The organism is Saccharopolyspora spinosa NRRL 18395, from assembly GCF_000194155.1.
Lineage (GTDB): Bacteria > Actinomycetota > Actinomycetes > Mycobacteriales > Pseudonocardiaceae > Saccharopolyspora > Saccharopolyspora spinosa.
In genome coordinates this window covers 2,838,679-2,858,605 of the sequence record NZ_GL877878.1, presented here as the reverse complement: position 1 = coordinate 2,858,605, position 19,927 = coordinate 2,838,679, and the positions used below count along the sequence as shown (strand labels likewise).

Genomic DNA, 19,927 nt, shown 5'->3' with positions numbered 1-19,927 from the left:
GAAGGATCCCGGCGCATCAGACGCTCCAAGCCACGGGACGGGTGAAAGACGCATCCCCGGCGTTCCCCGGCCTTCGCGCGCCGGTTGGTGCGGTCCCTCCCCACGTGCCGACCGGCCACCCCCGCGACTCCGCCGCCCGTGAGTGAAAGTTCCGGTAAGGACCGGAACTTTCACTCACCAGCCTTGGGCGTCAGGTCGAGGGGTAGCGGTCGGACCAGGTCGGCGGGCGGGGGCCGAACTCCAGTACCGCGTCGTGGGCGAGGCGCTCGATCACCTCGTAGAGCTCCAGCTCCGCCGTCCAGCGCTCCGGGATCTGCTCCGCCCCGGATTCCGCGCCGATCAGGCTGCCGCAGACCGCGCCCGTCGTCGCACTGTTGCCCGAGTGGTTCACCGCCACCGGCAGCGCCGCGTCGAAGTCGCCGTCGCAGACCAGCGCCGCGTACAGCCCGATGCCCAGCGCTTCGGCCGCCGTCGATCCCGTGCCGAGGTTGCGCTCCAAATCGCCCGGCGCGATACGGCCGCTGCGGGCCAGGCGGACCGCCGCGGTGATCCGGCGGCTCACCTCCTCGTGCCCGGTGTGCGGGGTGAGCTGCTCCAGCGCCGCATCGACCGCTGTGGCCAGCGGCTCACCGTTCATCAGACGCGACACCAGGAACGCCAGCGCTCCCGCACTGAGCCCGGCCGCCGGGTGGCCGTGGGTCAGCGCCGCCATCCTCATGCCGATGTGGAAGACCTCCGCCGGGTCGTTGCTCCACAGCGCGGCCGGAACCGCGCGCATGATCGCGCTGCTGCCCTGCGAGTCGCTGACCGGGTTGTCCGGGGATCCCATCTGTTGCTGGCCCTTGGCGAACGCGATGAGCGTTCGCATCATGGTGCGGCCGGGGTTGCGGGTCTGGAACAGCGCCCGCTGGCCGACCAGCCAGCCGTCCGGTTCGGGTGTGCCGTGCAGGAACTCGCCCGCCGCGCGCGGCCAGCTCAGGTGCTGGGTGTGCAGCCAGCGCTGGTAGGCGTGCTGGATGTGCCGGGTCGGTTCGTCGATGCCGGTGGCGCGTCGGCTGATGTTGGCCCGGATCGTGCCCTCCAGCGAGAACAGCAGCAGCTGGGTGTCGCTGCCGATCCGTCCGGACGGGTGCCCGGCCGGGATGTAGTCGGTCAGGCCGCCCGCGCCGTGCCGGGACTGGATCTCGTCCCAGCTGTCAGCGGCGATCGGCATGCCTAGCGCCTCGCCGACCGCGCAGCCGAGAACCGCGCCGAGGAACCGGTCGCGGGACGCCGCCAGGCGGGGGACCGCGGTCAGCCCGGTGCGGTAGTCCGCTGTGGACGGTGCCAGGGGCTCGGCGGATTCGGTGGTCGGGTAGCGGCGCTCCCAATGATCGGATTCGTCCGGGTACGGGCCGAATTCCCTTGCTGCGTCTGCGGAAAGCCGCTCGACCAGTTCGATGATCGGGAGTTCTTCCAGCCATTCCGCCGGAATCGCCGTCGGGCCGTGCAGCGCGCCGAGCAGCTGCCCGCACAGCACGGCTGCCGTCGCCGCGTCTCCGCTGTGCTCGCTGGCTGAGCCGATGGCGGCGGCGAAATCGTCCTCGCAGGCCGATGAGACCCGGACCGCGACCGCCAGCGCGTCCAGGCCGCTGCGGCCGGGTTGCGTCGCGTCGAGGTTCGTGCGGCGCGGCCGGAACCCGGCGGGGCTGATCTGGCCGAGCCGCAGGGCACGTCTGAGCGGGGTGCGGCCCGACTGCCAGCCGGAAAGTCCTAGGCTCAGCGATGTTTGCAGCGCGTTCCCGCGCAGCAGCGACAGCATCGTCACCCCGAGCACGCTGGCCGGGCTGTGGCCGTTCGGGTGGCCGTGGGTGAGCGCGGCGAGGTCGCCGCCGAGCGCGAAAACCGTGCCGGGGTCGCCCGACCACAGCGCGGCGAGTGCGCCGAGCGGCACGGCGGTGGCCGTGTCCGAGGTGTTGATGGGCTGCCGCCGGGAACCGGCGGCGTGCCCGGCGGCGACCCGGGCGAGCGCGGTGAGCATCGTCGGTTCGTCGCTGTCGGCGGAGTGCAGCGCGGGTTCCGTCACCAGCCAGCCGTTGGGCTGGGCGGTGTCAGCCCCGCAGTCTCGCCAAGGCACGCCGCGGGTGTGCAGCCAGCGCTGGAGTCCGCCGAGGGCGAAGCCGACCGGATCTCCATCGCCCGCCGACCGCGCTTGGGTGTGCGCGCGGATCAGGCCCTCCAGGACGAAGAGCACGGCGGTGGTGCGCTGCCCGACCCGGCCGAGCGCGACGAATTCGCCCACCGCTCCGCCGAGCAGCATGCCGAGCAACCGTCCCGGTGCTTCGGGCAGCGGGCCGTTGCGACCGGCCAGGCCGGTGGCAGGTGCCGGCGGGGGTTCCGCGCTGAGCCGGTGTTGCAGGGCCGTCGCCCACAGCGGGCGGGTGGCGGGTTTCCGCTGCCACCGCCGCCAGGTGTTCAGCAGCTGCTGCTCCACCGGGTCGCGGCGGCTGGGCGCGTGCGTTTCGCGCCAGGCCGCTAGCAGCGCCCGTTCCGTCTCGTCCAACCAGAATTCGTCCACTGTGGATTAACCGGGGTAGCGCTGCGCCCAGCCGGGCACTGGCTCGTGGGTGTCGATCTCCGTGCCTGCCCGGTGCGCGTCTTCCAGCAGCTGGTCCAGGACCGGGCGCAGCTCCAGGCCGGTGGCCCACTCGGCGGGGATCGTCCCGGCGCCGCGGGCGGTGCCCAGCAGGCTGCCGCAGATGGACGCGGTCGCCGCGCTGTTACCGGCGTGGGTAGCCGCCAGCGACACGGCTTCGGCGAACGAGTTCGGGTGTGCCAGCGCAGCCGCGACGGCGATCGCCAGGGCTTCCGGCGCTTGCCAGCCGAGGCCCAGGGTTTCCAGTCTGGTTGGCGACACCGGGCCGTTCGCGGCGATCTCGATCGCGGAGCGCAAGCCCTGCGCAGTGGTCCCAGCACCCTCCATCTGGTCCAGCTCGGCCAGCACGGCATGCACCGCTTCGGCGAGGGTGTGGCCCTCCTGCAACGCGGACACCAGCCCGGACAGCGCCCCGGCCGGCAGGTAACCGTCCGGATGCCCGTGGGTGACCGCGGCGATCTCGATACCGAGGGAGATCGAGTCCTGCACGGTGCGGACTTCGAAGCCGACCACCGCACCGCGGACCGTTGCCGCGGGCGTGCGGGCGGCGTTCGGCGGGTTGCCCGGCGTCGGGGGCTCCCGGCGGTCGTTGCACTGCGCCAATGAGATCAGCGACGCATCGTCCGGGAACCGCTGCGCGCGAAGCGTTTCGTTCTCGGCGAGCGTCCCGGCCGGCACGTCGACCCGGGCGCCCTGCGTGAGCAGCCATTGCTGGAGCGCGGTGCGGACCAAGCCCGGCCGGAACGCCGGGATGCCGCGCAGCGTTGAGCGGATTTTCCCGCCGATCAGGCCGTAGAGCACGAACGCCGCCTGCTGCGAGTAGGCGGTGGCCGCGCCGCGGCGGGCGAAGGCCTCGGAGAGTTCCCGCACGCCTCCCGGGTTCGCGCCCAGGACCGTGCGCAGGTCGGCGAACATCCAAGGCGCGCCGAGGGCGTCGCCAGCGGCGGCGCCCAGCACGCAGCCTTCGAGCCGCTCGCGGCGGCTGAGCTGCACCCGGGTTTCGGCGGCGAGCCCGGCTCCGGCTTCCGGCTCGGCGGCGGCCTCGCCGATCAGCTGGGCCGCGCGTTCGGCGCCGAAGGCCTCGACGAGCAGCTTCTGCAGGCCCTGCGTCAGGTCGGCGGAGTTCCCTTCGCCGTTGTCGCGGAACTTGCGCCACACGCTGAGCAGCTGCAGTTCCTCGTCCGACAGGCCTTCGTCGGCTACGTCGCCTGCCTCGGCTGGCGCCTCCGCGACGGCGGTTTCCGTAGCCGGAGCCTCGACGACTGCCGCCTCGGCAACCGGGGCTTCGGGAGCTGGAGGTTCCGCAGCGGGCGTCTCGGCGGCGGGAGCATCGGCGACCGGAACTTCCGCCGCTGCGGCTTCCGGAGCGGGCGCTTCCTGGCCCGGGGTTTCCGGCACCGGGTCGTCCTCGACCTGTCTCTCGCCGGGCTGCGCGGTCTCCGATTCCGGTGTTCCTGCTGCGTACCGAGTCCATTCGGGCACTTCGGCCGCTGGCGCGAGGACGTCCTTTTGTGGTGGCACGGCGGGCTCGGCCTCGCCGATCGGGTAGCGCTCCAGCCACTCCGCGTCCGACGGCGGGTTCGGGCCGAACTCGCGGATCGCGTCGCCGGCCAGCCCCTCGATGACCTCGCGCAGCTCCAGCTTGTCGCGCCAGGTCTGCGGGATCGCGTCCGCAGTGAGCGCCGCGCCCATGATGTTCCCGCAGATCGCCGCGGTCGAGTCGCTGTCGCCGGAGTGGTTGGCGGCCAGGACCACCGCGTCGGCGAACGACTCCGGATGGGTCAGCGCCGCGCACACCGCGATCGCCAGGGCCTGCTCGCCGAACCAGCCCTCGCCGAGGAACTCGTGGATCTGCTCCGGTGTCGGGGTGCCCGCGGTGGCCAGCTCGATGGCCCGGCGCACTGCGGCGCTCGTCTCGTCGTGTCCGTCCCATGTGGACAGCTCGGTGAGCGCGCGGTCCACCGCCTCCGGCAACGACCGGCCCACCAGCAGCTGCTGGACGATCACGGCGAGCGCCCCGGCGGGCAGGTAGCCGCTGGGGTGGCCGTGGGTCAGTACCGCGGTCATCGCGCCGACCTGGAACACCTCGGCGGAGTCGGCGGACCACAACCCGGCCGGGGCGGCCCGCATCACCCCGCCACAGCCCTTCGAGTCGTTGAGGCGGTTGGTGAACGAGCCCTGCTTGTTGCCGTTGGCGTAGCCGTGCAGCGCCTGGATGGTGGTCGTGGCGGGCGCGCGGCGGACGAACAGGCCCCTCTGCCTGATCAGCCAGCCGTCCGGTGCGGTCGCGGCCCGTGGCCCGCCGGCCTCCCGCCAGTCGAAGCCCTGGGTGTGCAGCCAGCGCTGGTAGGCGTGCTGAACCTGGGTGGTGGGCTCGTTCTCGCCGAAGAGCCGACGGCGGACGCTGGCCCGGATGAGGCCTTCCAGGGTGAACAGCGTCATCTGGGTCTCGTCGCTGATCGACCCGCCGGGCCGGTGCGCGTCGACGTAGTCGGTCAGCCCCGCCTCGCCGTACTTGCGGCGGATGTTCTGCAGCGAGTCGTCCTCGATGGGGTGGCCGAGCGCGTCACCAGCGGCGCCGCCGAGCAGGAAACCCAGGATGCGGTTCGGCCGAAGCGCCGCCGGGTCAGTGGCGGGTTCGGCAGGTTCGTCGACTGCCTCGACTGCCGCGTGCGACTGGCCTGCAGTTTCAATTGAAACTGCAGGGACTTCGGGCTCGGGGGGCGCGGTGTCCTCCGCCGGAACCTCCGCCTCCTGCTGGTCCGCAGTTTCAATTGAAACTGCGTGAGCGTTTGGCTCGGCTTCGGGCTCGACCGCTTCGGCGAGCGCGTCGTCGGCGACCGGCGGCGCCTTCGAGGGCTTCGCGACTGGCCCCGCGTCCGTCAGCGGCAGGGTGGAGGTGAACACCAGCTCGGAGATGTCCTTCGCGGCCGGGTAGCGCGAGGTCCACGCGTCATCGCTCGGCGGAGTCGCGCCGAACTCCAGCAGCGCGTCCGTCGCCAGCGTCTCGACGATCTCGCGCTGCTTGAGGTCGCGCAGCCACACGCCCGGCAGCGCGGGCGCGCCGTAGCGGGCGCCGACGATGTTCCCGCAGATGGCCGCGGTCGAGTCGCTATCGCCGGAGTGGTTGACGGACACCATCAGCGCGGCCGCGATGTTGTCGGTGCTAAGCGCCGCGCACACCGCGATGGCCAGCGCCTCGTGCCCTGCCCAGCCGCCGCCCAACGTGTCCTTGAGCTGCTCGGGGCTCGGCTTGCCCTGATTGGCGAGCTCCTCGGCGGCCTGCAACGCGCGCTCGGTGTCTTCGTGACCCTGGTACTGCACGAGCAGTTCGCGGGCCTGCCGCACCGCGTCTTCGAGCGTCTCCTCGCGCAGCAACCGGTGCACCACCACGGCCAGCACGCCGGCGGGCAGATAGCCGTTGGGCTGCGAGTAGGTCAGGGCCGCGGTTGCGGCGGCGAGTTCGAAGACCTGCTCCGGCTCGTCGGACCACAGGGCCACCGGTGCCGCCCGGACCACGCCGCCGCAGTCCTGCGAATCGTTGATCGGCTGCTCGAACGTGCCGGGCGCGCCCACCGCGGCGAACTCGCGCAGCGCGGTGATGCAGCTGCTGTTCGGCGAGCGCACGGCGAACAGGTCGCGCTGCTCGATCAGCCAGCCGTCGGGCTTGGGGTGGCTCATCGTGAACGGCCCGGCGGCCCGCATCCACGCGTAGCCCTGGGTGTGCAGCCAGCGCTGGTAGGCCAACTGGATCGCGGACAGCGGGCTGTCGGCCCCGGCGGTGCGGGCCGCGAAGTGCCCGCGGATCAGGCCTTCCAGGGTGAACAGCACCAGCTGGGTGTCGTCGGTGAACTCGCCCGGGTGCTCACCGGCGCGGTCGTACTCCGTGACGCCCATCGCGCCGAAGCGGCTGCGGATCTGGTCCACCGGGTAGAACTTCACCGGCGCGCCGAGCGCGTCGCCGATCGCCCCGGCCAGCATCGAGCCGAGGAACCGGCGGCCGAACTCGGTTTCCAGGGGATCGCCCGGCGGCTGCGCGGTCGGCCCGCCCGTCGGCTTCGGGGCCTGCTCGCCCGGCTGCGGCGCGGCTCCCGGTGGGGCCTGCACCGGCATTCCGTTCGCGGGGGAGTTGATCGGCACGGCAGGTGCCTTCGGTGGCACCGCGGCCGCGGCCTTGGCCAGGTCCTCGGCGGGGAGCCGGGCCTTGACCGGGCTGGTCGGGTTGACCTGCACGTCGATGCCGGTGAGGTTGTGCGTCGAAAGCTGCCGACCGGTCATCCGCTGCCAGGTCGTCCAGTTGGGCGGCAGGAAGGTCTCCGAGGTGAACACCTGCAGCTGCCGACGGCCCGACTCGTGCTCCATCGTGAACAGCCCGCTGCCCTGTGGCTGCGCGAACAGGATCAGCTCGGCGTCGAGCATCGCGGTCAGCAGGGAATGCCCCTGCGCGTAGCCGGTGGTGGTGAGCTGCAGGGCGCGTTCGACGTCGTTGGTCGGCGCGGGCAGCCGCAGCGCCACCGGGGACGGCCGGTAGTTCGGGTTCGGCGAGAAGTCGTCGGTGATCTCGCCCTGCTCGTCCACCCGGTAGCCGCCGATGAAGCCCCACGGCGGCACCTCGGCGTTCGGATCGGTGAAGATCGGGTCGACCACGTACAGCCAGGTGTTCGGCTGCTTCTGGGCCTGTTCCCGCATGGTTGGCGTGATGACCGGTCGATTCGGCTGCTGCGTGTTCATCTCGCGCTGTTGTCCCCGACTCCTCATCCAGCCTTGCAATTGATCGCCCCCCCACCGGCGCGGTCACTCGATAGCGCGGCCTGACGGGTGTGACGAGCACAAGGAGCGGCCGGTTCCCCGTCCAGACGCTGGCACTAAACTCTCTCATGACCACATGGGGTGAAGCTTAGTGTTCGAAAGAACAACTCAGCGTAAGGTGCGAGTTTCTGCCGTCATCGCTGGTCGCGACGCGATCACACGCTGCTGTCGGAGAGCGCGGCGGCCATCAGGCACCGCAGACACGGCATGCCGGCCGGTCCGTCGAGAGCTTCCGCCTGACCTGGGACGATGCCGAAACCGCAGTAGGCGTACAGCATCGCCGGCAGTTCACCGCCGTCCGGCAGCGGGAAGAAGTGGCAGGACTTGTCCTGCTCGCTGCGCGCGAACTCGGCGCGGACCCGCGCGATCAGGTGCGGTCGCGCGTTCATCCGGCCCCCACGGTGCACTGCGAAGTCGGGTCCGGCAGCGGCCTGGGCGGTCGGGGGTGTCCGGGCCGCTGCCGGCCTTCGTGTACCCAGCTGGATGACACGGCCACATCATGCCCCGCAGGTTGCGTCCACCAACAGAGTTGTCGACTTTTGCTCAACCCCCGGGCGACTACCCGTCCCCAGGAAGGCGGAATTCCCTGCCGCAACGGCACGAATCCCGCTATTGGCGGCCTGCGCCCGGAACCGTTCGCCCGTGTCAGAGGGCGACGGACAGGTCCGGGGATGCTTGGGCTTCGGCGTAGCGGTGGTCGGCCACGCCCTCGTCGTCGGCCATCGGGGCCGCTAGCAGCGGGTTTGTCGCGTGCTTGCGGGCCAGCTCGATGATCCGGTCCGGGAGCAGGCCCGGGGCCAGGAACCAGGAGGCGACCGCGATGCGGCGGGCACCGCGTGCGCGCAGGGCCTCGATCGCCGCCGGAACATCGGGTTCGGCGGCTGCCGCGAAGGTCGCGACGGCGCCGGCCCACGACGTGCGCGACTGCCAGCGCGCCGCGACGTCGGCGACTAGGCGGTTTGCCGGTGCGTGCGACGATCCCGCGCCGGCCAGCAGCACGCCCAGTTCCGGGTCGTTGGCGGACGCTCCGGCCTCGGCAAGCCGCCGCCACGCCGCCTCGTCCAGTCGCGGATCCGGGCCCAGCACGTCGGCCACGTGCACCCGGAACCGCGGATAGCGCCGCTCCGCGTCGGCCACCGCCGCGGGCACGTCGACGCGGGCGTGGAAGGCCCGGCCGAGTAGCAGCGGCACGACGACCGCCGAGTCGTGGCCGTCGCCGTGCACCGCGCTGAGCACGTCGCCCACGCGCGGTGCCGACAGGTCCAGGAACGCCACTCGTACGTCGAGATCCGGGCGCATCGCGCGGACCACGTCCATCAGGGCGTGGATGGTCGCGGCCGAACGCGGATCCCGGCTGCCGTGCGCGACAGCCACCAGTGGCGCGGTCATCTCCTGCTCATTCTGACGCGGCGGCCAGCGGCGCCAACGGCACCCCGATCAGTCCGGCGGCCAGCGTGGTGCCGTCGGCGGGGTCGATCACCAGGAACGATCCGGTGCGCCGGCTCGCGGCGTAATCGTCGATCGGCAGCGGCTCCGCCGTGCGCAGCCGCACCCGGCCGATCTCGTTGAGCTGCAACGAATCCGGACCGTCCACACTCGACAGCTGCTGCTCGTCGAAGCGGGCCGACAGCTCGGTGACGATGGCCTGCACGGTGCGGGTGCCGTGCTTGACCAGCACCTTGGCGCCCGGGTTCAGCGGCTTCTCGGCCAGCCAGCAGACCGTGGCGTCGAGCTCGTCGGTGACCCGCGGCGGGGCGTCCGCGGCGGCGATCAGATCGCCGCGCGAGATGTCCACGTCGTCGGCCAGCAGCAGGGTGACGGAGTGCCCGGCCGCGGCGCGCGGCCTCGCCCCGTCCGGGCTGTCCACCTTGGACACCCGGGTGCGCAGCCCGGCGGGCAGCACGACCACCTCGTCGCCCTCGGCGACGACACCGGCCGCCACCTGGCCCGCGTAGCCGCGGTAGTCCGGGTATTCGGCGGTGCGCGGCCGGATCACGTACTGCACCGGCATCCGGAACGGCGCGTCGTGCGGGTCCGGTGCCACCGGCACGCTTTCCAGGTGCTCCAGCAGCGAAGGACCGCTGTACCAGGGGGTGTTCGCGGAGCGTTCCACCACGTTGTCGCCGAGCAGCGCGGACACCGGGATGGTCACCACGGTGTCGTCCCGGTAGCCCAGGGCCCGGGCGTGCTCGGTGAACTCGGCGGCGATGCGGGTGAATACCGCCTCGTCGAAGCCGACCATGTCGATCTTGTTGACGGCCAGCACCAGCTGCGGCACGCCCAGCAGCGCCAGCACCGCCGCATGCCGCCGGGTCTGCTCGATGACGCCCTTGCGCGCGTCCACCAGCAGAACCGCCAGCTGCGCGGTCGACGCACCGGTGACGGTGTTCCGGGTGTACTGCACGTGACCGGGGGTGTCGGCGAGCACGAAAGTGCGCTTGGGCGTGGCGAAGTAGCGGTAGGCCACGTCGATGGTGATGCCCTGTTCGCGCTCCGCGCGCAGGCCGTCGACCAGCAGCGACAGGTCCGGGGTGGCGAGGCCGCGGTCCGCGCTGGCGCGGTGCACCGCGTCGAGCTGGTCGGCCAGCACCGACTTGGTGTCGTGCAGCAGCCGCCCGACCAGGGTGCTCTTGCCGTCGTCGACGGAACCGGCGGTGGCCAACCGCAGCAGATCGCTGTGCACCGGCAGAGTCACCTCGGTACCGCTGTCCGGCGCGGTGCGAGTGGTCGTCTCGGTCATTGATGAACCCATTCCTGGTGGTTCGGCTGTGTGCCTTGTCTCTGAAGTTCCGTCGTGTTCTTGTAGTGGTGAAGCCACTTGGCCCGCCTGGGCCACTTGCAACGCTTGCGGGTCCTCAGACGTCTCCCGGGAGGACAGCGCCGGCGCCGTGTAGGACATACACGGGTCGGCGATCCCGGACCGAGGGGGCGTCTGAGGTTCCGCTGCCGGCACCGCTACTCGAAACGAGGGTGGAAAACCGTTTTTCAGAAGTAGCCCTCGCGCTTGCGGTCTTCCATTGCTGCTTCGGAAATGCGGTCGTCGGCTCGCGTCGCGCCGCGCTCGGTGAGCCGGCTGGCGGCGACCTCGGCGATCACGTCGTCCACTGTGTACGCCTCGGATTCCACCGCACCGGTGCAGGAACCGTCGCCGACGGTGCGGTAGCGCACGGTCCTGGTGGCCGCGACCTCCCCGTCGCGGGGCCCGCCCCACGGACCCGAGGTCAACCACATGCCGTCGCGCAGGAACACCTCGCGCCGGTGCGCGTAGTAGATCTCCGGCAGCTCGATCTTCTCCCGCTGGATGTAGCGCCAGATGTCCAGCTCGGTCCAGTTCGACAGCGGGAACACCCGGACGTGCTCGCCCGGCCGGTGCTTGCCGTTGTACAGGTTCCACAGCTCGGGGCGCTGGCGGCGCGGATCCCACTGCCCGAAGGCGTTGCGCAGGCTGAAGATGCGTTCCTTGGCGCGGGCCCGCTCCTCGTCGCGCCGACCGCCGCCGAAGACCGCGTCGAACCGGTTCTCGCTGATCCCGTCCAGCAGCGGCGTGGTCTGCAGTGGGTTGCGGGTGCCGTCGGCCCGCTCCTGCAGCCGGCCGTCGTCGATGTAGTCCTGCACGGACGCCACCACCAACCGCAGGTCGTGCCGCTCCACCAGCTCGTCGCGGAAGGCCAGCACCTCCGGGAAGTTGTGCCCGGTGTCGACGTGCAGCAGTGGGAACGGCACCGGCGCGGGCCAGAACGCCTTCAGCGCCAGGTGCACCAGCACCGTGGAGTCCTTGCCGCCGGAGAACAGGATCACCGGCCGGTCGAACTCCCCGGCCACCTCGCGGAAGATGTGGATCGCTTCGGACTCCAGCGCGTCCAGGTTGTCCACCTGCGGCGGCACATCGGTCCGATCGGTCGGCAACTCGACTGTCGTCATGTCTCCTCCGGAGTTCCTCAGCCGTGCAATCCGCACTCGGTCTTGGCGCTGCCCGCCCAGCGCCCGCTGCGCGGGTCGGCACCGGGCGCGGGCTTGGCGGTGCAGGGCTGGCACCCGATCGACGGGTAACCGGCCGACACCAGCGGGTTGACCAGCACGCCGTGCTCGTCGATGTAGCGCTGCATGTCGTCGTCGGACCAGGCCGCCAGCGGGTTGATCTTGACCAGGGCGTTGCGGTCGTCCCAGGTCACGATCGGCGTGTTCGCGCGCGTCGGGGCCTCCACCCGGCGAACCCCGGTCACCCACGCCTCGTAGCGGGCCAGTGTGTTGCGCAGCGGCACCACCTTGCGCAGGAAGCAGCAGCGGTTCGGGTCCCGCTCGAACAGCCGCGGGCCCTCGCTGGCGTCCTGCTCGGCGACGGTCTGCGCGGGGATCGCGTTGACGAGGTTCACGTCGTGGACCTGCGCGACGGCGTCGCGGGTGCCGATGGTCTCGGCGAAGTGGTAGCCGGTTTCCAGGAACAGGATGTCTACGCCCGGCTTGGCCTTGGCCGCCAGGTCGACCAGCACCGCGTCCTGCATGTTCGACGCGACGATCAGGCTGTCGCCGAAGTTGTCGGCGGCCCAGCGCAGGGCTTCCTCCGCGTCGGCCTCGGCCAGCCGCGGCGCGGCCTCCTCGACCAGCGCCCGCAGTTCGTCGTCGCTGCGCCGGGCGCCGATGTTCGTGGTGGTGTCGGCAGTCATGCTTCTCCGTTTCCTCCGGCCGGGTCTTCGGCCTGCTCGCCGAGGGACAGTCCGACGAGCCGCACGGTGAAGACCCGCAGGCACGACGCGCACTGCCACGCCCCGGCCGGCTCGGCCTCGGGCGTGAGGTCCTCGTCCCCGCAGTACGGGCAGTAGAACGGCGCCGCTCGGCTCACTTGAGGTCGTCTTCCGCTGCCCGCGCCACCCACTGCGCGAAGCGCTCGCCGGTGGAGCGCTGCGCCAGGTAGCGGCGGACCAGCCGCTCCACGTAGTCGCCGAGCTCGGCGGAGGTGACCTTGTGACCGCGGATCTTGCGGCCGAACCCGGCGTCCTCGCCGAGGCCGCCGCCGAGGTGCACCTGGAAGCCCTCGACCTGGTTGCCGTCGCCGTCCGGCACCATCTGGCCTTTCAGGCCGATGTCGGCGACCTGGGTGCGGGCGCAGGCATTCGGGCAGCCGTTGAGGTTGATCGTCACCGGGTCGGTGACGTCGCCCTGGATGTCGGCCAGCCGCTGCTCGAGCTCGTCGACCAGGGCGATCGCCCGCTCCTTGGTCTCCACGATGGCCAGCTTGCAGAACTCGATGCCGGTGCAGGCCAGCACGCTGCGCCGCCACGGCGACGGGGCGGCCGGCAGGCCCAGCCCGTCGAGGTCCGCGACCAGGCTGTCCACTTCGGATTTCGGCACGTCGAGGACCAGCAGGTTCTGCTCGACGGTGGTGCGCACGCGCCGCGATCCGACCTGCTCGGCGGCCTTCGCGACCTCCACCAGCGTGGAGCCGCTGACCCGGCCCGCCGCGGACTTCGCGCCGACGTAGAACTTGCCGTCGGCCTGCGGGTGCACCCCGACATGGTCGCGGTGACCGGTCGGCGTCTCCGGCGCGGGGCCGTCCACCAGCTTGCGGCCCAGGTACTCGTCCTCCAACACCTGCCGGAACTTCTCCGCGCCCCAGTCGGCGAGCAGGAACTTCAACCGGGCGCGGTGCCGCAGCCGCCGGTAGCCGTAGTCGCGGAAGATCTGCACCACGGCCTGCCACACCTCGGCGACCTCGCCGAGCGGCACCCAGGCGCCCAGCCGCACCGCCAGCTTCGGGTTCGTGGACAGGCCGCCGCCGACCCACAGGTCGAAGCCGGGCCCGTGCTCCGGGTGCACGACGCCGACCAGCGAAATGTCGTTGATCTCCGGCACGGTGTCCCAGCGCGGCGAGCCGCTGATCGCGCTCTTGAACTTCCGCGGCAGGTTGGACAGCGACTTGTCGCCGATGAACCGCTGATCTCCTCGATCGCCGGGGTGGCGTCGATGATCTCGTCCGCGGCGATGCCCGCGACCGGCGATCCCAGCACGACGCGGGGGCAGTCGCCGCAGGCCTCGGTGGTGGACAGCCCGACGCCCTCCAGCTTCTGCCAGATCGTCGGCATGTCCTCGACCCGCACCCAGTGCAGCTGGATGTTCTGCCGGTCGGTGATGTCGGCGGTGTCGCGCGCGTAGGTCTGCGAGACCTCGCCGATGGTGCGCAGCTGCTCGGTGGTCAGCGCACCGCCGTCGATGCGGACCCGCAGCATGAAGTAGCGGTCGTCGAGCTCCTCGGGCTCGATCGTGCCGGTGCGCGCGCCGGGGATGCCCGGGGCGCGCTGGGTGTAGAGGCCCCACCAGCGGAAACGACCACGCAGGTCGGCCGGGTCGATCGAGTCGAAGCCGCCGTGGGCGTAGATCGTCTCGATGCGCTGCCGGACGTTCAGCGGGTTGTCGTCCTTCTTCGAGCGCTCGTTGGCGTTGAGCGGCTCGCGATAACCGAGCGCCCATTGGCCCTCGCCGCGCGTCTTGCGCTTGCGGGCGGGGCTAGCAGGGGCTTCCGTCGGGGGGACCATGTCCGACCTCCGGGATTCGGGCGCGGCAGCGCCGCGTGGAATCCCGTCGACGGTGACGGTTCTCACTGCTCGGCGCTCCCGGCGCCGACTGGACAAAGCAGAACGCGGCGGCGGGATTTCAACCCATGATGGCGCGGCACAGCGCGCTGGACACGCGCCGCAGGTCCACGTAGCGGCGGGTGACCAGCAAGAGCCTCGGCAAGGTCGCACCCATGTGGGGCAGCGTGCCACGTGCTCACCGACCGGTCCATCCCCATCCGCATGGTGAGACAGTGGTGGAGTGCCTGCTCAACTGCCTGTCGGTGAACCCGCCCCGGCCGACGGAACGCTCCCGCCCGAGGCCCTGACGGGCCTGGGGGCGCGGCCGTTCGGGGTGTACGTCCACGTGCCGTTCTGCGCCACCCGCTGCGGCTACTGCGACTTCAACACCTACACCGCCGATGAGCTGGGCTCATCAGCGAGTTTCGGAAGCTGGCTGGACGGCCTTCGGGCGGAGCTGGAGCTGGGCGCGCGGGTGCTGGCGGCGGGCGATCGGCCGGTGCCGGCGGCGGCGACGGTCTTCGTCGGCGGTGGCACGCCGTCGCTGCTCGGCGCAGGTCGGCTGGGCGAGGTGCTGGCGGCGATCCGCGACTCGTTCGGACTCGACGGTGCGGCGGAAATCACCACCGAGTCCAACCCGGAGTCGACGTCGCCGGAGTTCTTCGCCGGGATCCGCGAGGCCGGGTTCAACCGGGTGTCGCTCGGCATGCAGTCCGCCGCGGAGCACGTGCTGCGGGTGCTGGAGCGGCGGCACACGCCGGGCCGCGCGGTCGCGGCGGTCGGCGAGGCGCGTGCGGCCGGCTTCGACCACGTCAACCTGGACCTGATCTACGGCACGCCGGGGGAGACCGACGACGACCTGCGGGCCTCGCTGGAGGCGGTGCTGTCCACCGGGGTCGACCACGTCTCGGCGTACGCGCTGATCGTCGAGGACGGCACCGCGATGGCCCGAAAGGTCCGCCGAGGCGAACTCCCGATGCCCGACGACGACGTGCTGGCCGACCGCTACGAACTGATCGACGGCGCGCTCGGCGAGGCGGGTTTGGGCTGGTACGAGGTGTCGAACTGGGCGCGGGACGACGCGGCGCGCTGCCGCCACAACCTCGGCTACTGGCAGGGCGGCGACTGGTGGGGCGCCGGCCCGGGCGCGCACAGCCACGTCGGCGGCGTCCGCTGGTGGAACGTCAAGCACCCGGCCCGCTACGCGGCGGTGCTGGCGGAGGGCAACTCGCCGGCGGCGGGGCGGGAGCGCCTCGACGCCGAGGACCAGCGGGTCGAGCGGATCATGCTCGAGCTCCGCCTGGCCACGGGTCTCCCAGTGGACGCGCTGGACGAGCCGGGCCTTCTGGCGGCGAAGCAAGCAGCCGCCGACAGTCTGCTGGTGCCCGAAGCGCTGACGGCGGGTCGTTGCACCCTGACGGACCGCGGTCGCCTCCTCGCCGACGGAGTGGTTCAGCGCCTGATCTCCTGAAAACCGGATTTGGGCGGTTTCAACGGGGATCGGGCCGTTGATTCCCGTTGGAACCGCCACCGGGTGCGGCCGGCCGGGCTGCGTCCAGGTCGAGGACTCTGGCGTGCAGGACCGTGCGCTGGTGGAGGGCCGCTCGGAGGGCCCGGTGCAGGCCGTCCTCCAGGTAGAGCTCGCCGCGCCAGCGGACCACATGCGGGAACAGGTCCCCGAAGAACGTCGAGTCCCGGCTGAGCAGCCGATCCAGGTGCAGCACCTTCGTCGTGGTGACCAGATCTTCCATCCGCACCGGGCGCGGCGGAACGTTCGCCCAATCCCGCAGCGCCATCCGGTGGTCGGGGTACGGCTGACCTTCCCGGACGTCCTTGAAGATCACGGCAGCTGGCACCTCCTGGCGAACGGCCGAACACGGTGGACGCCGCAGTTGGTCCGCCTGCGGCTACCTCCGACGGAACCGATCTGCTCCGCTGGATGTACCGGCCCGCGACCCCGCGGCAGGCTACCGCCGCCCGCCCGTGCGCCTCGGCTCCGGTGCACGAACACCGTAAACTCGATGGTGGTACCCGGGCTGCGCCTGGGCATCAAAGTTTGGGCGGGTGTCGTTGGGAGTGAAGGAGGTGGCGGTGGTGAATGCGGATGAACGCCGATTCGAGGTGCTGCGGGCGATCGTGGCCGACTACGTGTCGACCAAGGAACCGGTGGGTTCGAAGGCGCTCGTCGACCGCCACAACCTCGGGGTGTCCAGCGCCACGGTCCGCAACGACATGGCCGCCCTGGAGGAGGATGGCTTCATCGTCCAGCCGCACACCAGCGCGGGCCGGGTGCCCACCGACAAGGGCTACCGGCTGTTCGTGGACCGGCTGCACGAGGTCAAGCCGCTGACCGAGGCCGAGCGTCGCGCCATCCACAAGTTCCTCGAAGGGGCGCTGGACCTGGACGACGTGATGCGCCGCAGCGTCCGGCTGCTGGCGCAGCTCACCCAGCAGGTCGCCGTGGTGCAGTACCCCACGCTGACCCGATCGACCGTCCGGCACGTCGAGGTCGTCACCATCACCCCGGCGCGCCTGATGCTGGTGCTGATCACCAACACCGGGCGTGTCGACCAGCGGATGGTCGACCTCGGCGACGTGATCACCGACGACGACGTGGCCCGGCTGCGCAACGTGCTCAACGCGTCGATGGCCGAGAAGCGGCTCGCCGACGCCTCCGCCGCGGTGGCCGAGCTGCCCGACCAGGCTCCGCCGGAGCTGCGCGACTCGCTGATCCGCGTGTGCAGCGTGCTCATCGAGTCGCTGGTGGAGCACCCGGAGGAGCGGATGCTGCTGGGCGGCACGCCCAACCTGACCCGCAACGTCGCCGACTTCCCCAACTCGCTGCGCCAGGTCCTGGAGGCGCTCGAAGAGCAGGTCGTGGTGCTCAAGCTGCTCGCGGCGGCTCGCGATTCGGGCACCGTGCGGGTCAGCATCGGGATGGAGAACGAGGCCAAAGAGATGCAGACGACCTCGGTAATTTCCACCGGATACGGTTCGGATGGCATGGTACTGGGTGGCCTGGGAGTAGTCGGGCCGACTCGCATGGACTACCCGGGCACTATGGCAGCAGTGCGGGCCGTAGCCGCGTACGTGGGTGAGATCCTGGTCGGTCGGTGACGGTTCGCCGCGCCCGACCGGCGTGTACTCGTTGATCGAGCAGAGGAAGTACGGAAAAGGTGGCCAGGGACTACTACGCGACCCTCGGGGTGGCCAGGGAAGCGACACCCGAGCAGATCAAGCGGGCGTACCGCAAGCTCGCGCGAGAACTGCACCCGGACGTCAACCCCGATGAAGCCGCGCAGGAGCGGTTCCGCGAGGTGACGACCGCCTACGAGGTGCTCTCCGACCCGAAGAAGCGGCAGGTTGTCGACCTCGGCGGCGACCCGCTGTCCAACGGCGGCGGCGCCGGCGGTGGCATGGGCGACCCGTTCGCGGGCTTCGGCGGTCTGGGCGACATCATGGACGCCTTCTTCGGCGGCGGCGCCGCCGGTGGCGGCGGGCGGGGCCCGCGCAGCCGCGTCCAGCCGGGCTCGGACGCGCTGCTCCGGCTGGAGCTGACGCTGGAGGACTGCGCCAGCGGCGTGAACCGGGACATCACCGTCGACACCGCGGTGCTCTGCGACTCCTGCGACGGCGGCGGCTCCCGCGTCGGCAGCGCCCCGTCGACCTGCGACACCTGCGGCGGTCGCGGCGAGGTGCAGTCCGTGCAGCGGTCGTTCCTGGGGCAGGTCATGACGTCCCGGCCGTGCCCGGTCTGCCGTGGTTTCGGCGAGGTCATCACCGACCCGTGCCAGCAGTGTGGCGGCGATGGCCGGGTCCGCGCGCGGCGCACCATCACCGTCAAGATCCCGGCCGGTGTCGGCGACGGAATGCGGGTGCGGCTGGCCGGCGAAGGCGAGGTCGGGCCCGGCGGGGGACCGGCCGGTGACCTGTTCGTCGAGGTCGAGGAGCTGCCGCACGAGCGCCGATGACGGCCGCGGCGCTGGGCACCGTGCTCGTCCTGGAAACCCTCGACGGCGGCCAGGAGGAGCTGACGGTCGAGCCCGGCACCCAGCCCGGCACCGAGCACGTGCTCACCGGTCGGGGCCTGCCCAAGCTGCGGTCCAACGGCAAGGTCAGCGGCCACGGCGACCTGCACGTGCACCTCGACGTCGTGGTGCCGACCCGGCTCGACGACTCGCAGTCCGACCTGCTGCGCCAGCTCGCCGTGCTGCGCGGCGAGGAGCAACCGGAGCCGACTGTGACCGCGAACGGCAACGGCAACCGGCACGGGCTGTTCTCCCGCTTCCGCTCCTTCGGCCACCGCTGAACTGGAAGAGTGCTTCGAAGTGGTTTGGGTTGAGTCCCACACCGCGAGCGGCTACCGCCGCTTGCGAAGAACAGACTGAACGGTGAGGCGGGACGTGTCCGAATCCTCGCTGCCGGTGTTCTCCGTCGAGCGGCTGCCCGCCGTCGGCGCGGCCACCCTGGACGGCCCGGAGGGCAAGCACGCGGCCACCGTCCGCCGCCTGCGCGTCGGTGAGCAGCTGCTGCTCTCGGACGGGCAGGGTGGTTTGGCGCGCTGCGAAGTGGTGGTCGCTGCGAAGGATTCGCTGCAGCTCGCCGTTTCCGAGACCTGGCACGTCCCGCAGCCCGGACTGCGGGTGCGGCTGGCGCAGGCGCTGGTCAAGGGCGACCGCGGGGAGCTCGCGGTGGAGCTGGCGACCGAGGCGGGCGTGGACGCGGTGGTGCCGTGGCGCGCCGCCCGGTGCGTGGCGAAGTGGGACGACGGCCCGCGCGGCGCGAAGGCGCTGGCGCGGTGGCGGAGCACGGCCGCGCAGGCGGCGAAGCAGGCGCGGCGGGCGTGGACGCCGCAGGTGGACGAGCCGGTGAGCACCAAGCAGCTCGCGGCGCTGGTCCGCGGTGCCGACGCGGCGCTGGTGCTGCACGAGTCGGCGACCACGCCGCTGTCGTCGGTGGATCTGCCCGCGACCGGTGAACTCGTCCTGATCGTCGGCCCGGAGGGCGGCGTGACCAGCGATGAGCTCGCCGCGCTGGCCGAAGCGGGGGCGAACGTCGTCCGCCTGGGCCCGACGGTCCTGCGTGCCTCGACAGCCGCCGCGGTCGCCCTCGGAGCCCTCGGCGTTCGCACCGACCGCTGGGCCTAAACGACCTGATCTCACGACTGGGTGACTGACGATCTCATTCGAAATCGGCGCAGTACGCGCAAGGTGGTCACATACCGCTAAGAAGATCAAAAACTTCGGTCGATCCGTAGCGCGAACGGTTGACTCAGCGATACGCTCGGTGTGCGAAAGATCGCGGCGGGGTTTCGCCGCAACCGGTGCCGCACGGGGCATCGGACCCCAGCACTCGTCGGACACCTCCCCCCTCGGTCCGGCGAGAGCTGCGCCGCAAACGGGACAACCCCCAGACCCGATTGCGGCGCAGCGTGCCGGGGCACCAGGCGGAGATCCTGGAGTCCAGGCGGCGTCTGCGGTTCCCACCACCCGCACCGCTTCGCAAGATGAACCGTGAAACCTCTAATCTTCCGGGCATGAGCGACATGGACTCCTTGTTCCTGCGGATCATCGCGCGCGAGGTCCCGGCCGACGTGGTGCGCGAGAACGACCGGGTCATCGCGATCCGCGACATCAACCCCCAGGCCCCGACCCACGTGCTCGTCGTGCCGAAGAAGCGCTACCGCAATGTCGGCGAGCTCGCCGCCGCCGACCCGGAGCTGCTGGCCGAGCTGATCACCGTCGCCCGCGAGATCGCCGAGCAGGAAGGCATCGCCGAATCGGGTTACCGGCTGCTGTTCAACACCAACGCCGACGCCGGGCAGACGATCTTCCACGTGCACCTGCACCTACTCGGCGGCGAACCGCTCGGCGGACTCACCGGTGGCCCGCTCAACGGCTGATCCCGGTGTCGA

The 19,927-nt window shown here is 71.4% G+C and carries 14 protein-coding genes and 2 pseudogenes; 5 read left to right on the top strand and 11 right to left on the bottom strand.

The annotated features are described in order from the left end of the window. Window positions 1-190: 190 nt before the first annotated feature. From SSPN_RS0114360 to SSPN_RS62140, 10 genes and pseudogenes are all read right to left on the bottom strand, one after another. On the bottom strand, window positions 191-2,542 hold the full coding sequence (locus SSPN_RS0114360; protein WP_237710544.1) for an ADP-ribosylglycohydrolase family protein: 2,352 nt from the start codon (window positions 2,540-2,542) through the stop codon (window positions 191-193). A 21-nt stretch (window positions 2,543-2,563) separates the two neighbouring features. After that, the gene (locus SSPN_RS0114355) at window positions 2,564-7,366 is read right to left on the bottom strand and encodes a type VII secretion system-associated protein (protein ID WP_010695708.1); all 4,803 of its coding nucleotides are present in this window, start codon (window positions 7,364-7,366) and stop codon (window positions 2,564-2,566) included. Between the two features lie 233 nt (window positions 7,367-7,599). Then, complete coding sequence (locus tag SSPN_RS0114350; protein WP_010695706.1) at window positions 7,600-7,833, bottom strand: hypothetical protein; 234 nt, start codon at window positions 7,831-7,833, stop codon at window positions 7,600-7,602. A 256-nt stretch (window positions 7,834-8,089) separates the two neighbouring features. Next, the gene (locus SSPN_RS0114345; RefSeq protein ID WP_010695704.1) at window positions 8,090-8,833 is read right to left on the bottom strand and encodes a sirohydrochlorin chelatase; all 744 of its coding nucleotides are present in this window, start codon (window positions 8,831-8,833) and stop codon (window positions 8,090-8,092) included. 7 nt (window positions 8,834-8,840) lie between these two features. Next, entirely contained in the window at window positions 8,841-10,184 is a 1,344-nt protein-coding gene (locus SSPN_RS0114340; RefSeq protein ID WP_010695702.1) for a sulfate adenylyltransferase subunit 1, read from the bottom strand. Between the two features lie 245 nt (window positions 10,185-10,429). Beyond that, on the bottom strand, window positions 10,430-11,365 hold the full coding sequence (gene cysD / locus SSPN_RS0114335) for a sulfate adenylyltransferase subunit CysD (RefSeq protein ID WP_010695699.1): 936 nt from the start codon (window positions 11,363-11,365) through the stop codon (window positions 10,430-10,432). 17 nt (window positions 11,366-11,382) lie between these two features. After that, window positions 11,383-12,108, bottom strand: coding sequence for a phosphoadenylyl-sulfate reductase (locus SSPN_RS0114330; RefSeq protein WP_010695696.1), 726 nt, complete (start codon window positions 12,106-12,108; stop codon window positions 11,383-11,385). Beyond that, window positions 12,105-12,284 carry a hypothetical protein gene (locus tag SSPN_RS0114325; RefSeq protein WP_010695694.1) on the bottom strand — a complete coding sequence of 60 codons (180 nt, stop codon included), beginning with the start codon at window positions 12,282-12,284 and terminating at the stop codon, window positions 12,105-12,107. Before SSPN_RS0114325 ends, SSPN_RS0114330 begins: the two co-directional genes overlap by 4 nt. Beyond that, window positions 12,281-13,974 (bottom strand): annotated as a pseudogene (locus SSPN_RS43795) (nitrite/sulfite reductase). Before SSPN_RS43795 ends, SSPN_RS0114325 begins: the two are co-directional and overlap by 4 nt. 118 nt (window positions 13,975-14,092) lie before the next feature. Continuing rightward, window positions 14,093-14,188: a putative leader peptide gene (locus SSPN_RS62140; RefSeq protein WP_010695692.1), complete on the bottom strand. Its 96-nt coding sequence runs from the start codon at window positions 14,186-14,188 to the stop codon at window positions 14,093-14,095. A 66-nt stretch (window positions 14,189-14,254) separates the two neighbouring features. Here SSPN_RS62140 and hemW point away from each other — a divergent pair, with 66 nt between their 5' ends. Further along, window positions 14,255-15,484 carry a radical SAM family heme chaperone HemW gene (gene hemW, locus SSPN_RS0114310; RefSeq protein WP_010695690.1) on the top strand — a complete coding sequence of 410 codons (1,230 nt, stop codon included), beginning with the start codon at window positions 14,255-14,257 and terminating at the stop codon, window positions 15,482-15,484. A 19-nt stretch (window positions 15,485-15,503) separates the two neighbouring features. Here the strand turns inward: hemW and SSPN_RS0114305 are convergent, their stop codons facing one another. Then, window positions 15,504-15,857: a type II toxin-antitoxin system VapB family antitoxin gene (locus SSPN_RS0114305; protein WP_010695688.1), complete on the bottom strand. Its 354-nt coding sequence runs from the start codon at window positions 15,855-15,857 to the stop codon at window positions 15,504-15,506. Between the two features lie 247 nt (window positions 15,858-16,104). Here SSPN_RS0114305 and hrcA point away from each other — a divergent pair, with 247 nt between their 5' ends. The 4 genes and pseudogenes from hrcA to SSPN_RS0114285 all read left to right on the top strand — a co-directional run bounded on the left by hrcA (window position 16,105) and on the right by SSPN_RS0114285 (window position 19,915). Then, a complete protein-coding gene (gene hrcA, locus SSPN_RS0114300; protein ID WP_029535328.1) occupies window positions 16,105-17,130 on the top strand; it encodes a heat-inducible transcriptional repressor HrcA in 1,026 nt (341 codons plus the stop codon). 59 nt (window positions 17,131-17,189) lie between these two features. Next, window positions 17,190-18,322: pseudogene (gene dnaJ / locus SSPN_RS43790) on the top strand (molecular chaperone DnaJ). A gap of 94 nt (window positions 18,323-18,416) precedes the next feature. Continuing rightward, window positions 18,417-19,160: a 16S rRNA (uracil(1498)-N(3))-methyltransferase gene (locus tag SSPN_RS0114290; protein WP_029535327.1), complete on the top strand. Its 744-nt coding sequence runs from the start codon at window positions 18,417-18,419 to the stop codon at window positions 19,158-19,160. A gap of 389 nt (window positions 19,161-19,549) precedes the next feature. Continuing rightward, window positions 19,550-19,915: a histidine triad nucleotide-binding protein gene (locus tag SSPN_RS0114285; protein ID WP_029535326.1), complete on the top strand. Its 366-nt coding sequence runs from the start codon at window positions 19,550-19,552 to the stop codon at window positions 19,913-19,915. The last annotated feature ends 12 nt before the right edge of the window (window positions 19,916-19,927 follow it).

Coding starts and splice junctions, on each gene's coding strand:
- cysD (WP_010695699.1), bottom strand. CDS start 11,365: ATGACGACAGTCGAGTTGCCGACCGATCGGACCGATGTGCCGCCGCAG.
- SSPN_RS0114340 (WP_010695702.1), bottom strand. CDS start 10,184: ATGACCGAGACGACCACTCGCACCGCGCCGGACAGCGGTACCGAGGTG.
- SSPN_RS0114345 (WP_010695704.1), bottom strand. CDS start 8,833: ATGACCGCGCCACTGGTGGCTGTCGCGCACGGCAGCCGGGATCCGCGT.
- SSPN_RS0114355 (WP_010695708.1), bottom strand. CDS start 7,366: ATGAACACGCAGCAGCCGAATCGACCGGTCATCACGCCAACCATGCGG.
- SSPN_RS0114285 (WP_029535326.1), top strand. CDS start 19,550: ATGAGCGACATGGACTCCTTGTTCCTGCGGATCATCGCGCGCGAGGTC.
- SSPN_RS0114350 (WP_010695706.1), bottom strand. CDS start 7,833: ATGAACGCGCGACCGCACCTGATCGCGCGGGTCCGCGCCGAGTTCGCG.
- SSPN_RS62140 (WP_010695692.1), bottom strand. CDS start 14,188: ATGGGTGCGACCTTGCCGAGGCTCTTGCTGGTCACCCGCCGCTACGTG.
- SSPN_RS0114330 (WP_010695696.1), bottom strand. CDS start 12,108: ATGACTGCCGACACCACCACGAACATCGGCGCCCGGCGCAGCGACGAC.